Source organism: Azospirillum sp. TSO5, assembly GCF_003116065.1.
In the GTDB taxonomy this organism is placed as follows: Bacteria; Pseudomonadota; Alphaproteobacteria; order Azospirillales; family Azospirillaceae; genus Azospirillum.
Genome location: NZ_LGQY01000025.1, coordinates 26,360 through 42,310, shown reverse-complemented (window position 1 = coordinate 42,310; position 15,951 = coordinate 26,360). Strand labels below are relative to the sequence as shown.

At 68.3% G+C, this 15,951-nt stretch carries 13 protein-coding genes; 5 read left to right on the top strand and 8 right to left on the bottom strand.

The window, feature by feature from the left end; genetic code table 11:
- Positions 1–652, top strand: a 652-nt coding sequence (locus TSO5_RS07230) for a methyl-accepting chemotaxis protein (protein ID WP_247870629.1), incomplete at its 5' end; no start/stop codon positions are given.
- A 95-nt stretch (positions 653–747) separates the two neighbouring features.
- On the opposite strand, the gene TSO5_RS07225 is transcribed toward TSO5_RS07230, so the two are convergent.
- Together TSO5_RS07225 and TSO5_RS07220 are read right to left on the bottom strand one after the other, a co-directional pair.
- Positions 748–1,527, bottom strand: coding sequence for a 3-hydroxybutyrate dehydrogenase (locus TSO5_RS07225; RefSeq protein WP_109150965.1), 780 nt, complete (start codon positions 1,525–1,527; stop codon positions 748–750).
- 37 nt (positions 1,528–1,564) lie between these two features.
- Positions 1,565–2,743, bottom strand: coding sequence for a patatin-like phospholipase family protein (locus tag TSO5_RS07220; RefSeq protein ID WP_109150964.1), 1,179 nt, complete (start codon positions 2,741–2,743; stop codon positions 1,565–1,567).
- A gap of 348 nt (positions 2,744–3,091) precedes the next feature.
- Here TSO5_RS07220 and TSO5_RS07215 point away from each other — a divergent pair, with 348 nt between their 5' ends.
- Positions 3,092–3,283, top strand: coding sequence for a hypothetical protein (locus tag TSO5_RS07215; protein WP_109150963.1), 192 nt, complete (start codon positions 3,092–3,094; stop codon positions 3,281–3,283).
- Between the two features lie 8 nt (positions 3,284–3,291).
- Here TSO5_RS07215 and TSO5_RS07210 read toward each other — a convergent pair whose 3' ends face one another.
- Positions 3,292–4,881 (bottom strand): cisplatin damage response ATP-dependent DNA ligase, encoded by a 1,590-nt coding sequence (locus TSO5_RS07210; RefSeq protein ID WP_109150962.1) that lies wholly within the window; start codon positions 4,879–4,881, stop codon positions 3,292–3,294.
- A complete protein-coding gene (locus TSO5_RS07205) occupies positions 4,878–5,957 on the bottom strand; it encodes a ligase-associated DNA damage response exonuclease (protein ID WP_109150961.1) in 1,080 nt (359 codons plus the stop codon). Before TSO5_RS07205 ends, TSO5_RS07210 begins: the two co-directional genes overlap by 4 nt.
- Positions 5,958–5,996: 39 nt before the next feature.
- On the opposite strand from TSO5_RS07205, the gene TSO5_RS07200 reads away from it, so the two are divergent.
- Positions 5,997–6,911 (top strand): pseudouridine-5'-phosphate glycosidase, encoded by a 915-nt coding sequence (locus TSO5_RS07200; protein ID WP_109150960.1) that lies wholly within the window; start codon positions 5,997–5,999, stop codon positions 6,909–6,911.
- A gap of 115 nt (positions 6,912–7,026) precedes the next feature.
- Positions 7,027–7,443 carry a hypothetical protein gene (locus TSO5_RS07195; RefSeq protein ID WP_109150959.1) on the top strand — a complete coding sequence of 139 codons (417 nt, stop codon included), beginning with the start codon at positions 7,027–7,029 and terminating at the stop codon, positions 7,441–7,443.
- Positions 7,444–7,536: 93 nt separating this feature from the next.
- Here the strand turns inward: TSO5_RS07195 and TSO5_RS07190 are convergent, their stop codons facing one another.
- Positions 7,537–10,560, bottom strand: a complete 3,024-nt coding sequence (locus TSO5_RS07190; protein ID WP_109150958.1) for an EAL domain-containing protein — start codon at positions 10,558–10,560, stop codon at positions 7,537–7,539.
- Positions 10,561–10,930: 370 nt separating this feature from the next.
- Here TSO5_RS07190 and TSO5_RS07185 point away from each other — a divergent pair, with 370 nt between their 5' ends.
- A complete protein-coding gene (locus TSO5_RS07185; protein WP_247870628.1) occupies positions 10,931–12,046 on the top strand; it encodes a catalase family protein in 1,116 nt (371 codons plus the stop codon).
- A gap of 177 nt (positions 12,047–12,223) precedes the next feature.
- On the opposite strand, the gene TSO5_RS07180 is transcribed toward TSO5_RS07185, so the two are convergent.
- The 3 genes from TSO5_RS07180 to TSO5_RS07170 form a co-directional block, all read right to left on the bottom strand.
- Entirely contained in the window at positions 12,224–12,769 is a 546-nt protein-coding gene (locus TSO5_RS07180; protein WP_109150957.1) for a hypothetical protein, read from the bottom strand.
- 130 nt (positions 12,770–12,899) lie between these two features.
- Positions 12,900–13,757 (bottom strand): pirin family protein, encoded by an 858-nt coding sequence (locus tag TSO5_RS07175; RefSeq protein WP_109150956.1) that lies wholly within the window; start codon positions 13,755–13,757, stop codon positions 12,900–12,902.
- Positions 13,758–13,933: 176 nt separating this feature from the next.
- A complete protein-coding gene (locus tag TSO5_RS07170) occupies positions 13,934–15,343 on the bottom strand; it encodes an ammonium transporter (protein WP_109150955.1) in 1,410 nt (469 codons plus the stop codon).
- Between the last annotated feature and the right edge of the window lie 608 nt (positions 15,344–15,951).

Genomic DNA, 15,951 nt, shown 5'->3' with positions numbered 1-15,951 from the left:
CGGGCGCGGCTTCGCCGTGGTGGCGCAGGAGGTGCGGCAGCTCGCCCAGCGCTCCGCCCAGGCGTCGAAGGAGATCAAGGGCCTGATCCTGGACAGCGACGCCCAGGTGAAGGACGGCGTCGATCTGGTCAGCAAGGCCGGCGACGCGCTGCAGGGCATCGTGTCCGGCGTGCAGCAGGTGGCCACCCTGATCGCCGAGATGGCCTCGGCCTCGGCCGAGCAGGCGACGGCGCTGGACGAGATCAACTCGACCGTCGCCAACATGGACGAGATGACCCAGAAGAACGCCGCCCTGGTCGAGGAGACCACCGCCGCCGCCCAGGCGATGAGCGGTCAGGCCGGCGACCTGAAGTCGCTGGTCGGCTTCTTCAAGTTCGAACAGGCGGCTGGCTTCGGTTACGCCGCGGCTCCGCGCGCGCCGGTCGCCGTCCATGCCGCTCCGGCGGTCGCGACCACCCGCCGCGGCGCGACGACCCCCGCCCGCACCGCCGCCAAGCCCATGGCGAAGCCCGCCGCCCGGGGCAACGGCAGCGCCCATGCCACACTGACGGCCAAGCCGGCCAACCGGAGCGACTCTCCCGCGCGCGGCGCCGCTGCGGTCCCGGTCCTGAAGCACAGCACCGGCGACGACGACGACTGGAAGGAGTTCTGAGTGGACGCGGTGAAACCGTCCAGTTCGTCGAACTGAAAGAAAAGGCGCCAGGTCAGCAACCCGGCGCCTTTTTCATTCCATCGCTTTCCGACAGACTATTGCATGAACCAGCCATGGCTGACGACCAGCGACTGGCCGGTCAGCGCGTTCGATCCAAAGGACGCGAAGAACAGGGCGGCCTGGGCGACGTCCTCGACCGTGGTGAACTCGCCGTCGACGGTCTCCTTCAGCATCACATTCTTGACCACCTCCTCCTCGGAGATGCCGAGTTCCTTGGCCTGTTCGGGGATCTGCTTTTCCACCAGCGGGGTGCGGACGAAGCCGGGGCAGATCACGTTGGCGCGCACGCCATGCGCCGCCCCTTCCTTGGCGACCACCTTGGCGAGGCCGATCAGCCCGTGCTTGGCGGTGACGTAGGGCGCCTTCAGCGGCGACGCCTCCTTGGAATGGACCGACCCCATATAGATGATGCTGCCGCTTTTCTGCTGGTACATCGTCCGCAGGGCGGCGCGCGTGGTCAGGAAGGCGCCGTCCAGATGGATGGCGAGCAGTTGCTTCCACTTCGCGAACTCGAACTGCTCGACCGGCGCCACCGTCTGGATACCGGCATTGCTGACCAGGATGTCGATGCGGCCGAAGGCGGCGACGGCGCGGGCCATGCCGGCATCGACCTGGGCCTCGTCGGTCACGTCCATGGCGACGCCCAGTGCCCGCTTGCCGGTGGGATCGAGGCTGGCCGCCGCGGCGTCGGCACCGGCCTGGTTGAGGTCGGCGATGACGACCAGCGCGCCTTCGCCGGCGAAGGTGCGGGCGATTTCCAGCCCGATTCCGCTCGCCGCCCCGGTGATGACGGCGACTTTGTCCTGCAAACGCATGGGTCCGCTCCTTCGTTCAAGCTGCATTGCTTGGCGTTCAAGCTGTATCGGTAGGGATTTCGGTTGCGGCCGCGCGCCGCACGTCGTGCGTGACGGGACCGGCCAGCCGCGATGGCATTGCCAGCCATTCCGGGTGGGCGAGCGTGGCGAGGGTGTCGGCAAGGCCGCTCTCCCAATGCTCGCGCATGCCGGCGTTGGAGAACTCGTAGTCCTTGCTGTCGCGCTCGTAGCTTTTGCGGCGGTAGATCAGGTGGATGATGTTGATCGCCGCCCCGCAGGCGGCACGCCGCAGCGCCCTGGCCTCCGGCGTGTCGCGAAGATCGTCGGGCAGCCGGTCGAGCAGCGTGACCAGCTGGTTGCGCAGGGTCTGCTCGTAGGTGACCTTGTCGGTGTTGAAGCGGGTGCGGCTGGAATAGGTGATGTCCTTCTGCCGCTCCAGCACCTCCGACATGCCGCGCGGCACCTGACCGCTGGCGCTCCACAGATCGACCTGGAAGACCAGCGTGTCGCGGCGCGGCTGGTCCTCCAGCACATGGTCGAGCGGCGTGTTGGAGACCAGCCCGCCGTCCCAATAGACCTCGCCGTCGATGTCGACGGGGGCGAAGCCGGGCGGCAGGGCGCCGCTGGCCATCACATGCTCCGGGCCGATCCGGTGGGTCTCGGTGTCGAAATAGATGGAGTTGCCGGTCCGCACATTGACCGCGCCGAGCGACAACCGGATGTCGCCCCGGTTGATCCGGTCGAAGTCGATCAGGTCCTCCAGCGTGCTTTTCAGCGGCGCGGTGTCGTAGACGCTGGTCGGTCCGGCGAAGGGGCCGGCCGCCGCCCATTCCACCGCCGGCCGCGGCCGGAAGAAGCCGGGTTGCCCCGACAGCGCCGTCCGCCACGCGCTCCATTGGTTGAGGATGGAAATCGACGGGCCGTCGGGATCCAGCCGCCGCCATAGGGCCTCCGCATGCTCCCAGGGCGAAGGCGGGGCAACGCGGGCCCAGAACTCCGCCAGCGCGGCGCAGCGCCGCTCCGGCGGATTGCCGGCGATCAGCGCCGCGTTGACGGCGCCGATCGACACGCCGGCCACCCAGGTCGGATGGATGTCGTGCTTGAACAGCCCCTCGACGACGCCCGCCTGATAGGCACCCAGCGCTCCGCCACCTTGCAGGACAAGAGCCACCCGGTCGTAGGGGGCGGTGAGATCGGCAAAGGATCCGTCGCGCATCGGTGTCTTTCCCTACCAGTCGATCGCTCGCAGACGACATTCGTCGGTCGGCAGGCCTGATATGGGACTGGAAATGAATGCGGCCATACAGAAACACTCCCGAAAACGGAGGAATATTCATGGCAGCCATGCCGATTTCTTTTAATCCACCCCAATCCTCGCGAAAACCTACATCAAGGTATTACACCGCTATTAATTACTTGTAATATTCAGTGCCGCGACGGCTTCTTCGCAGGACGGCGGATTCCGCGGCTGTTGTGCCAAATGCCCGAATTAACCTTTCGGTGGGGATTGCGTGCTGCAATCGCCATCGGTTCTGATTCAGCCTTTGGTTTTCTGGAGGACGCCATGTCCAGCCGCCCCGCTTCCCGCCGCATTCTCCCGCTCGCTGCCCTGTTGCTGCTGGGCGCTTCGCTGAGCGGCTGCGGTGCCGTCACCGGCGTGGCCAGCGGTGCGGCCAGCATCGCCGGCACCGCCGTGGATGTCGTCGGCACCGTGGCGGAAACCTCCGTCGACGTGGTGACGGCGCCGCTGCGTTAGGGCTTCGCCTACCCGACCACCATCGCCGCCAGCGTCTCCAGCCGGTCGGCCTCGTGCGCCGGCTTGTCCCAGCGGATGCGGTGGATGCGGGGGAAGCGCATGGCCAGCCCGCTCTTGTGCCGGGTCGACGGGTGCACGCTGTCGAAGGCGACCTCCAGCACCAGCCCGGCCTCCACCTCGCGCACCGGGCCGTAGCGGCGGGTGGTGTGGTTGCGCACCCAGCGGTCCAGCTCGATCAGTTCGGCGTCGGTGAAGCCGGAATAGGCCTTGCCGACCGGCACCAGCTCCTCGCCGCGCCAAACGCCGAAGGTGTAGTCGGAATAATAGCTCGACCGTTTCCCGTGGCCGCGCTGGGCGTACATCATCACGGTGTCGAGCGTCAGCGCCCCGCGCTTCCACTTGAACCACGGCCCCTTCGGCCGCCCGGCCAGATAGGCGCTGTCGCGCCGCTTCAGCATCAGCCCCTCGATGCCGTTCTCCCGCGCACCCTCCCGCAGTTCGACCAGCTCGTCCCAAACCGTGAAGGGCACCATCGGCGACAAATCCATCCGCCGTGGCTGCACCACCTCGAACCAGCGTTCCAGCCGGGCGCGCCGCTCGACGAAGGACAGGCCGCGCAAATCCTCCTCGCCGTCGAACAGGATGTCGTAGAGCCGCACCCAGGCCGGCCCGTCGCGCAACATCTGCGCCGTCACCGTCTTGCGGTTCAGCCGTTGCTGCAGGTCGTTGAACGGCGCCACCACCCCGTCGCGCGCCACCAGCAGCTCGCCGTCCAGCACCGCGTCGAAGCTCATGTGATCGACGATGTCCGGGAAGGCGCCCGACACGTCGTCGCCGGTGCGGCTGTAGAGCCGCCGCTCGCCGCCGCGGGCCACCATCTGCACGCGGATGCCGTCCCATTTCCATTCGGCGGCATAGGCGGCGGGGTCCAGCCCGGCGCGGTCCTCCTCCTCCAGCGGGTGGGACAGCATCATCGGACGGAACCCGGCGCCGGAGCCGGTGGCCGGACGCTCCGCCCGCCCCTCCAGCCAGGCGAACAGCTCTGTGTAAGGGGCGGTCAGCCCGTGCCAGACCTCCTCCACGTCATCGACGCTCACCTCCGGCCGGACCGCCCTGCCCCATTCCGCCAGCGCCGTTTTGGCCAGCCGGGCCGACACGCCGATGCGCAGCGCCCCGGTGATGAGTTTCAGCAACGCAAACCGCCCCGACGAGTCGAGCGTGTCGAGCCAACCCTCCACCAGCCCGATCACCTGCCCGCGCTTGGCGGCCCGCAGCCCCTCCACCACCTCGTCCAGGCTGGGCGGCAGGCTGTTCGCACGTTCGGGCCGCTCCGGCCAGATCAGCGCCACCGTCTCCGCCAGATCGCCGACATAGTCGTAGGACAGCGCCAGCAATTGCGGATCGACCCGGGTCGCCGCCAGTTCGCGGATCGCCGCCGGCTTGGCTTCGCGGAAGCTCAAGGCCCCGGTCAGCGCCGCCAGCGCCCAGCCGCGCTCGGGGTCCGGCGCGGTGGCGAAATGCTCGACCAGCAGGCGGATCTTGCCGTTGCGCGACGGCATGAAGACCAGCGCGTCGATCAGCGCGGCAAAGCGGTTCACGACGCCTCTCCTCCCGAAATTCCTTCAGCGTCCTCGTCCTCGAAGCCGATCAGCGCCAGCGCGCGGGCGCGGATGCCGCGGCTGGTGGCGTAATGGACCAGCGCCTCTTCCCGGCCATGGGTCACCCAGACCTCCGGCGCGCCGACGTCCTCCAGCGTCTGGCAAAGCTCGTCCCAGTCGGCATGGTCGGAGATGACCAGCGGCAGTTCGACCCCGCGCTGGCGCGCGCGCTGGCGCACCCGCATCCAGCCCGACGCCACCGCCACCACCGGATCGGCCAGCCGCCGCGCCCAGCGGTCGGCCACCGCCGCCGGCGGGGCCAGCACCAGCGCGCCCTTCAAATCCTCTTTCGCCGCGACGGTGGCCGGCCGCAGCTCGCCCAACTCCACCCCCAGACTGCTGTAGAGCCGGCACAAGGGTTCCAGCGCGCCATGCAGCCAGATCGGCCGGTCGTACCCCGCCGCCCGCAGCAGGGTGATCAGCCGCTGGCATTTGCCGAGCGCATAGACGCCGACGACATGGCTGCGCTCCGGGAACAGCGCCATCGAATGCAGCAGCTTTCCCACCTCGCCCAGGTCGGGCGGATGGCGGAACACCGGCAGGCCGAAGGTCGCCTCGGTGACGAAGACGTCGCAGGGCACCGGCTCGAAGGGCGCGCAGGTGCGGTCAAGGCGGCGCTTGTAGTCGCCCGACACCACCACGCGCGACCCGGCATGCTCCAGCACCACCTGCGCGCTGCCCAGCACATGGCCGGCCGGCACCAGCCGCACCCTGACGTCGCCGATGGTCAGCCCCTCGCCATACTCCAGCGGCTGCAGGCTTCCCCCCACCCCCTCCCCCATCCGCTGGCGCATGATGGCGAGCGTGCCGGGAGTCGCCAGCACATGGCGGTTGCCGGGCCTTGCGTGGTCGGAATGGCCGTGGGTGACCACCGCGCGCTCCACCGGGCGCACCGGGTCGATGTAGAAGCCCCCGGGCTCGACATAGAGCCCCTCGGGCAGGACCCTGATCCATTTGTCGGGGTGCGGACGGTCTGGATTGGACCCAGCCTGATTGGAATGGTGTGCAGCGGACATGCGTCCTAATATAGGGCGCGACAACCGGAGACCCAGCGCATGCACCCGATCCTGCTGCCGACCCCCGAGATCGCCGACGCGCTTGCCGCGAGCCGCCCGGTGGTGGCGCTGGAATCGACGGTGATCTCCCACGGCATGCCCTATCCGCAGAATCTGGAGACCGCCCGCGCGCTGGAGGCGGAGGTGCGGGCCGCCGGCGCCATCCCCGCCACCATCGCGGTGATGGACGGGCGCATCCGCATCGGGCTGGACGACACGGCGCTGGAACGGCTGGCCAACGCCGGCCACAAGGCGCGCAAGCTGAGCCGCCGCGACCTGCCCATCGCGCTCGCCACCGGCGGCATCGGCGCCACCACGGTGGCGGCGACGATGATCGGGGCGCGGCTTGCCGGCATCTCCGTCTTCGCCACCGGCGGCATCGGCGGCGTCCATCGCGGGGCAGAGACCAGCTTCGACATTTCCGCCGACCTCGACGAACTGGCCCGCACCTCCGTCTGCGTGGTCTGCGCCGGCGCCAAGTCGATTCTCGACCTGCCCAAGACGCTGGAGGTGCTGGAAACCCGCGGAGTCCCGGTCCTGGGCTTCGGCACGGACGAATTTCCCGCCTTCTACAGCCGCCGCAGCGGCCTGCCCGTCGATCATCGTTGTGACAACGTTCAACAGGTGGCAGACATCCTGCGGGCGAAATGGCAGCTTGGCCTGGAAGGCGGCGTGCTGCTCGCCAACCCCATCCCACCGGCCGACGAGCTGGACGCCGACGCGATGGAAGCCGCGGTCACCCAGGCGCTGGCCGACGCGGAAGCCAACGATATCAAGGGGAAGGACATCACCCCCCACCTGCTGGCGGCGCTGGAGCGCATCACCGGCGGGCGCAGCCTGACCGCCAACATCGCGCTGATCCGCAACAACGCGCGGGTCGCGGCGGGGGTCGCCGCCGCCCTTGCCGCCCACTAGAACCGAACGGATAAGCCTACTCCTGCGGTGGTAAGGCTTTAGCCCCGGTGCCGGCTTAAGACCCCGTTAACCGCCTGCGCGCAAATCTGTCGTCATCGAACGAGCGGAGGCTTCAATGCGCGCACCCAGCAGCACCTCGACCCTGGTTTCCCGGATGATCGCGATGGCCGGCCAAGGCGACGAGGCGGCGGGCGTTGCGGAGATGAAGGAGCCGGCACACGTCAAGCGCATCGTCTGGGCCTCCCAGGCGGCCAAGCTGCGCGTGTCGCTGTCGTCCCGCTCCATCCACGAGATCGAAGCCGCCGTCACCGCCGACCTGGACAGCATGGAACTGCCGGAAGTGTTCTTCACCTCCGTCGAGGTGGGCGGCCATGTGGTGACCTGCGACCTCGACGCCTCCGGCACCGCCTCCATCTTCGGGCTGATCGAGGCCCACGAATATGACGATCTGGTGGAAGAGGCCGGCGACGACGCCCTGTTCGGCGTTGATTGGGACGGCGTCTACATCACCCCGGCCCGCACGCGGCACTGAGCGCGACTCCTCCGGTCCCGTCAGCCCAGCCTCCGAAAACGCCCCGCAGCCCGCCTGCGGGGCGTTTTGCGTTGGCGGTGTTTGGCCGACGACTCACGACACCGGCGACGGCGGCCGGGTCGCCGCGGCGGAGGGCATGCCGACCACCACATCGTCGCCGTCGATCAGCGGCAGGCCGGCCCGCCGCTCCTCCCAGGCCGCCAGGAAGGCGTCGATGCGGTCGGCCGGCAGCGGCCGGCTGATGAAATAGCCCTGGATCAGGTCGCAGCCCATCTGCGCAAGCACCTCCCACTGGGCCGCCTCCTCCACCCCTTCGGCCACCACGCTGCGGCTCAGGTCGTGGGCGATGCGCGAGATGGACGACACCATGCTGCGCGCGTCGGGGCGGCGGTGGACGTCGTCGATGAAGGCCTTGTCCAGCTTCAGCGTGTTGATCGGCAGCGTCCGCAGATAGGTCAGCGACGAATAGCCGGTGCCGAAATCATCCAGCGCGATGTGGATGCCGGCCTGCCGCAGCGCGTTCAGCTTGCCGATGGCGGCGTCGAGCGAGCCGATCATCTGCGACTCGGTGATCTCCAGCTCCAGCCGGTGCGGCGGCAATCCGGTGCGGGCCAGGATCTCCAGCACCCGCGGCACGAAATCGTGCTGGGCCAGCTGGACCGCCGACATGTTGACGCTCATCGTCACGTCGCCGGCCCCGCGGCAGGCCAGCCCGACCGCCTCGACGCAGGCGGTCTCCAGCACCCACAGCCCGAGCGGGACGATCAGGCCCGAATCCTCGCACACCGGAATGAAGCGGTCCGGCGACACCGGCCCCAGTTCCGAGTCGGTCCAGCGGACCAGCGCCTCGAAGCCGCGGACCCGGCCGTCGGCCGTCGCGGCCTGGGGCTGGTAATGCAGGCTGAAGGACTGGCGGTCGAAGGCCAGCCGGGCGCGGCTGAGCAGCTGCATGCGCTCCACCACGTTCAGGTTCATGTCGGCGGTGAAGGTGCAGATGCTTCCGCGCCCATTGTCCTTGGCCCGGTACATGGCGGTGTCGGCATTCTGCAGCAGATCGTCGAAACAGCGGCCGTCCCAGGGATAGCGCGCGATGCCGATGCTGCAGGAAACGTAGAAATGCTGCCCTTCGACCAGGAAGGGCGCGGCCAGAGCCTGCTCCACCTGCCGCGCCACCTCCGCCGGGGCACCGGCGTCGCCGCCCTGGACGACCACCACGAACTCGTCGCCGCCCAGCCGCGCGATGAACAGCCCCTCGCCGGCTCCCTTGCTGATGCGCCGGCCCATCATCGCCAGCAGCTCGTCGCCCGCCTTGTGGCCGAACCCGTCGTTGATGAACTTGAAATTGTCCATGTCGAGGAACAGCAGCGCCAGCGACCCGGCCTTGCCGCTCGCCCTGTTGTCGGCGATCAGCCGGTCGACATGCCGTTCCAGCATCAGCCGGTTGGGCAGCCCGGTCAGCGAATCATAATGGGCCAGATGATCCAGCCGCGCCTGCTGCTGCTTCTGGGCGGTGATGTCGGTGTAGGAGCCGCCCATCATCGTCGGATGCCCCTGCTCGTCGAACAGGGCCTTGCCGGTGGCGTACAGCCACAGGTAACTGCCGTCGCGGTGACGGACGCGGTATTCCACCCGGTATTCCGGCAGCTCGCCCGACAGGTGGCGGCACAGCTCCTCTTCCGCATGCGCACGGTCGTCCGGGTGGACGCGTTCGAACCAGGCCGCCAGCGAATTGATGCTGACGGCATCCACCCCCAGCAGTTCCTCGACCCGGCCGGACAGGACCCGGCGGTCCTTGACGACGTCCCAGGTCCAGATGATGTCGCGCGACGCCTCGGCCACCAGCCGCATCCACCGCTCACGCCCGCGCAGCGCCTCCTTGCTGGCGGTCAGCTCCTCCACCTTGGCCTGCAGCTCCCGGCGGGAGTCGCTGAGCGCATCGTTGCTCACCCGCAGAGCGGCCTCGGCCATCCGGCGTTCGCGCAGCGCGAAGGACAGCACCAGCACCATGCCGAACAGCAGCAGCAGCACGCCGCCGACCGTCACCACCAGCCAGCGGTAGGTCTCCATGAAGGAGAAGGGCTTGTTGACCAGCCGGTCGAGCGGACCGAACGACATGGCGTCGATGCCATACCGCTCCGCCTGCCGGTAATCCGCCGCGCGGGAAACGGAGCGGTTCGTCTCCGCCGGCAGGCCAGCCACCCCGTCGCCGTTCAACATCCTCACCGCCAGCCGTCCCACCGCCCGGCCGTGCTCCTGTGCGCTCAGCAGGCTGCCGCCGACGATGCCGTGGCCGAGCAGGAAGTCCTGCAGGCCAAAGATCGGCGCGCTGCTCCGCTCACTCATCAATTCCAGGAACTGCTCGGGCGGCAGAACCATTCCGTCGGCATCGGAGGCATAGCTCCCGAGCAGCACGGCGCTGTCGGGCGGCAGGGTCGCCAGCCGATCCTCCAGCCGGGCGAAGGGCAGGTCGGGCAGCACATGCCGCTCCAGCCCGGCGGGAAGACGGCCGGCCGCCGCCAGCGCCTCGACCTCCACATCCAGGGCAAGTCCCGATTCGGTCTGGTCGCGCAGAAGGAACAGGTGGCGCAGCTTCGGATTGGCCGCAGCCGCCATGCGGACGGTTCCTTCGATATCCTTGCCCTCGTCCACCCCGGCCACATTGCGCTCGCCTGCGGTCAGCTGGCGTGCCGTTGCTGCGATCACGCCGCCATGCACCAGCGGCACCGGCCCATACAATTCCCGCCGCAGGTCGAGAGCGAATTCCAATGCCGCATCGTCGGTGGTGATAATGGCATCGACGGTGCCCTGAGGATGGCGAAAGGCGATCAGTGCCCGTAGAAGCTCCAGGCCGCTCCGGTCCGGAAAGCGCTTCCAGTCCAGGTAATAGGCAATCACGATCGCGGTCGGCGCCTCCGCCTCCAACAGCCTGGTGATACCGTCGGCCTGACCATGGGTCCACTCGTAGCCCTGGTGGTAGGAATGCAGGACCAGCACCGTCCGGTTCACTGCTGTCGGTCGCCCATCGGCGGACGGCGCCATCGCCGCCAGCAGAAGTCCCAGCAGAAGGACGCAGCCGCGCACCCACCTGATGGGACGTATCGCAGGCCAGCTGGTCATTGGGCATCCTTCGGTCGCCGATCCGGCCGGACTCTTCGAACTCCGCAAAGTGATCGAAAATCTCCGACCCTCCCACCTTGAAGGATAAGCAGGCAAGGCACCTCAGCGCCACAGACTTCTTATAAGGAATCTTCCGATCCTCTTGGTTAATTTCAATAGAAGATTGGAACGACCGCAAAAACACACTCGCATGAGTCGTGCTTGAATATTTGCAAGCACGCTTTTTCTTGTGCAGTGCGAACAGCAAAGGCGGATCCCATCCCTTGTCATTAACCTCCGCCGGCTCCGGCGGATCGTTGCGGAACGGACGACACAATCCGGCTGTTGTCCCGGCTGCACCCCGCCCCTTCCCCATTCCGGAGCCGGTCCCTTGTCCGCTGCCTTTGCCCAGCCCAATGCCAAGCCCCTGCCTTACGCGCCGTCGGTCGAAAATCCCGGTCCCGATGAGGCCCGGATCTTCGAGGAACTGGCGGAGACGATGCTGTCGATCAGCGCCAAGACCTTCGAGGACAGCGGCCACGCCAACCGCAGCGTCCATGCCAAGAGCCACGGGCTGCTGATCGGCCGGCTGGACGTGCTGGACGATCTGCCGGCGGAGCTTGCCCAGGGCCTGTTCGCGCGGGCGGAGAGCTATCCGGCGATCCTGCGGCTGTCGACCACGCCGGGCGACATCCTGCCCGACAGCGTGTCGACCCCGCGCGGTCTGGCGGTGAAGGTGCTGGGCGTGTCCGGCGACCGGATGCCGGGATCGGAGGACGAGGCCACGCAGGATTTCGTCATGGCCAACGCCCCCGTCTTCTCGGCCCCCGACGCCAAGCAGTTCCTGAAGACGCTGAAGCTGCTCGCCGCCACCACCGACCGGGCGGAAACGGCGAAGAAGGCGCTGTCGGCGGGCTTGCGCGCCGCCGAACGGGTGGTGGAGGCCTTCGGCGGCGAGAGCGCCACGCTGAAGACGCTGGGCGGCCACCCGGAAACCCACATCCTGGGCGAAACCTTCTACAGCCAGGCGGCTCTGCGCTTCGGCGACCATATCGCCAAGCTGCAGATCGTGCCGGTCTCGCCGGAACTGACCGCGCTGGCCAATGCGCCGCTGACCGTCAACGGCAAGCCGAACGGCCTGCGCGAGGCGGTGGTGGAGTTCTTCCGCGACAACGAAGCCGTCTGGGAACTGCGCGCCCAGCTGCGCACCGACGAGGAGCGCATGCCGGTGGAGGATGCCAGCGTGCTGTGGCCGGAGGAGCTGAGCCCCTACCGCGCCGTCGCCCGCCTCACCGTGCCGGCGCAGACGGCGTGGAGCGAGGAACGGTCGCGCGCCGGCGACGACCGGCTGTCCTTCAGCCCCTGGCACGGTCTGGCCGCGCACCGGCCGCTCGGTTCGATCATGCGCGCCCGCCGCCTGGCCTACGACCGCTCCGCCGAATTCCGCATGGACCGCAACGGCTGCCCGATGCAGGAACCGTCGGCGGGCTACCGGCTGCCGGGGTAAGGCCGCACTCTCTCCAAAAATCCCCTCTCCCCCCCGGGGAGAGGGTTAGGGTGAGGGGGACGCGCGGCGAGGATCTTCAAGCATCGCGCACTCTCCGCCCTGCACCAAATCCACCCCATGCATCCCCCTCACCCCGACCCTCTCCCCGGGGGGGGAGAGGGGGGGCATCACTCCCCCTCACTGCAGGCTGCGCTGCATCTCCTCGAAGGTGCGGGAGAAGCCGTTCAGCGGGAAGTCGATGTCGCGCTTGCCGCTGCGGGGGGAGTTGACGCGGACCAGGATGGACGAGCCGTTGCGGAACTGGTCGGCGACGCGGCCGGACACGAAGTTCGGGAACATGCACATGTTCAGCGTCGCCACATGCGATTCGATGCGCGGCTGGCGGTCGACGCGGATGGCGCAGCGGTCGATCAGGCCCTGGCTGGTGGTCAGGAACAGGTGGAAGTCGTTCCCGGTCGGAATGATGCTGAGCGCGATGAAGCCGACATCCTTCCCGTCGTCGAACAGGCGGTAGATCATCAGCCGGCAGGTCTTGCTGTCGGTCATCCGGTCGATGTCGCACTGGTTGGTCCAGGCGCCCTCGGGCCCGAAATCGGCGGCGGCCTTGGAGAAGTCCACGGCGGCGGCCGGCTTGGCGGAGAAAAGTCCCCCGGCAAGCGTCAGAGCCAGCAGTGCCGCAGCCGCAGCCGCCCTGAAGCCACCCATCAGACCCTTTGCTCGCATCGCCCCGGCTCCCCGCCATCGTTGGTGTTAATACGGAATGCGCCATGATAACCGGGGACGGCGGGGGTGCAAGGCACGAGATGCCGCGTGGGGCGGACCATGAGGACCGGCCCCGCGCAGCATCCGGCGATCAGATGCGCCCTTCCTCGAAGTCGCGGAAGGCCTGCATCACCTCCTCCCGCGTGTTCATGACGAAGGGGCCGCCCCAGGCGATCGGTTCGCCGATCGGTTCGCCGGCCAGCAGCAGGAAGCGCGCGCCCTCCGGCCCGGCCACCGCCTCCACCCGCTCGCCGTCGCCCAGCACGATCACCCGCGGCCCCGAAAAAGCTCCCTCCCCGCCCACATCCAGCGTGCCTTCGAACAGCACCAGGAAGGCGGTGTGGCCGGCCGGCAGCGGCTCGGCGAAGGACACCGACGGCGGCAGCGTCACGTCGAAATAGCGGGCGTCGGTCGCCTCGGCCCGCACCGGGCCGCCCGTGCCGCGGGCGGTGTCGCCGGCGATGACGGTGACGGTCGCCCCGTCCTCGCGCTTTTCCACCGGAATGGAGGCGGCGGGGAACTCCTGATAGCGCGGGTCAGTCATCTTCAGCCGGGCCGGCAGGTTGATCCACAGCTGGAAGCCGCGCATCAGCCCTTCGGTCTGCTCCGGCATCTCCGAATGGATCAGGCCGCGGCCGGCGGTCATCCACTGCACGCCGCCGGTCTCGATCACGCCCTCATGCCCGTGGTTGTCGGCATGGCGCATGCGGCCGGCCAGCATGTAGGTCACCGTCTCGAACCCGCGGTGGGGATGGTCGGGGAAGCCCGCCAGATAGTCCGTCGGCTGGTCCGACCCGAACAGGTCCAGCATCAGGAAGGGATCGAGCGTGCGCAGACGGGGGGTGCCCAGCATGCGGGTCATGCTGACCCCGGCCCCGTCGGAGGTGGCCATGCCCTCCACGGCGGCGAGCACCGGGCGGACACCGGGGGTGGCGGGCTTGGTGGACATGGCGGCAACTCCTGGCAAAACACAATGACGTTGCACCAGAGGTAGTCCGCCCCGGCCCCGCCGTGAAGCCGGCCCGCCCGCGCCACAGCGTTTCCACCCGTGCAACAATCGATGCGAAAAAGGCCGCCGGAGAACCGGCGGCCTTTTCGGAGAGACCCGTGGGAAAGGGATTTGTCTTAGTGGATGCTCTCGCCATGCAGGGCGAGGTCGAGACCGTCGCGCTCCACATCCTCCTCGACGCGCAGGCCCATCACCACGTCGACGACCTTCAGCAGGACGAAGGTGGCGACGGCGCACCACACCATGGTGTAGAGCACGCCCTGGACCTGGATCCACACGGCGGCGGCGTTGCCTTCCAGCAGGCCCAGCGTGGCGTTGGGGTCGGCCTGCAGGACGGAGGCGAAGCCGCCTTCGCTGTTGGACACCGACATCTTGGCGAACACGCCGGTCAGGAGGGCGCCGACCAGACCGCCGACACCGTGCACGCCGAAGGCGTCCAGGCTGTCGTCATAGCCCAGCATGTGCTTCAGGCTGGTGGCCGACCAGAAGCAGACCACGCCGGCGACGATGCCGATGATGATGGCGCCCGTCGGGTCGACGAAGCCGGCGGCCGGGGTCACGGCGACCAGACCGGCGACGGCACCGGAGATGATGCCGAGGATCGACGGCTTGCCCTTGACGATCCACTCCGCGAACAGCCAGCCCATGGCGGCACCGGCGGTGGCGATGTGCGTGGCGGCCAGCGCCATGCCGGCGCGCGGACCGGCGGTCAGCGCCGAACCGGCGTTGAAGCCGAACCAGCCGACCCACAGCAGCGAGGCGCCGATCAGCGACAGCACCAGGTTGTGCGGCATGAAGGCTTCCTTCGGGTAGCCCTTGCGCTTGCCGATCACCAGCGCGGCGACCAGACCGGCCACACCCGCATTGATGTGCACGACCGTGCCGCCGGCGAAGTCCAGCACGCCCAGGCCGAACAGGAAGCCCGACGGATACCAGACCCAGTGGGCGATCGGCGCATAGACCACGATCGACCACAGGGCGGTGAAGACCAGCAGCGAGGAGAACTTCATGCGGTCGGCGAAGGCGCCGGTGATCAGGGCCGGGGTGATGATCGCGAAGGTCATCTGGAACATCATGAAGACCGGCTCGGGGATCGTCGTCGCGACGCCCGACCCCGTCGCCTCGCCCAGCACAAAGGCCTTCGAGAAGTCGAGCCCGTTCAGGAACAGCCGGTCGAGACCGCCGACATAGGCGCCGGTGCCGGTGAAGGCCAGGCTGTAGCCGATCACGTACCACAGGACGCTGATCAGGCAGGTGATGGCGAAGCTCTGCATCACCGTCGACAGCACGTTCATCTTGCGGACCATGCCGCCGTAGAACAGCGCCAGGCCGGGGATGGTCATCATCAGCACCAGCGCGGTGGAGATCAGCATCCAGGCGGTGTCGCCGCCATTCAGCGCCGGAGCCGCCGGCGCGGCAGCAGCAGCGGCAGCAGCCGCGTCCTGGGCAAGGGCTGCGGCCGGCATGCCGACCGCGCCCAGAGCAACCGCCATCATCGGTGCGGCCAGAAGGAACAGACGGTTCATCGAGGCTCCTCTTTCTCCAAAATCGCTCCCGCCCCGATACGGCCGGCGCGGCACCGGAGGTGTTCCGCGCGCTGGGCACCGCACTGGGGCGACCCCGTCCCGGTCGCCCCGTCCCCGGCAAAGACGGGGCGGCGGACGGGACCAAGGACGCCTCCAGCGTTACAAGAAGCGTGCCAGTCGAAAACGGCTTGGAATCGTCAGGGTTGTCCCGGGACCGGACCCCCGAACGGGCAGCCCCGGACGAGTCGCACCCGATGTCTGCACAGAAAACAGGCAGGTTCCGGAGCCCTCATTCTGCTGCAATTTTCGGGCTTTCGACTGATCGGCAAGGCCGGACACCTCGATTTAGCCCGGCATTCTGGCTGTCATTCCGGCAGATGATGAAAATTTAGGCAGCTATGGGCCCGCGCGGCGGTCACTGGCGCAGGATCGGGCGCCCCCTACCCCGTCCATCCAGTCCTTTCGGCTTGCCCCGCATTCTCCACCGCTTTCCTCCTAGGACCGCGGGTTGAAGATCCGGCGGGTAAGCCGAGGCAAACCCGACGCCGGGCCTATTGGACATGGCGGCGAGATGTGGCACCGTCAACGCCTCCAATTGGATTGGCCGC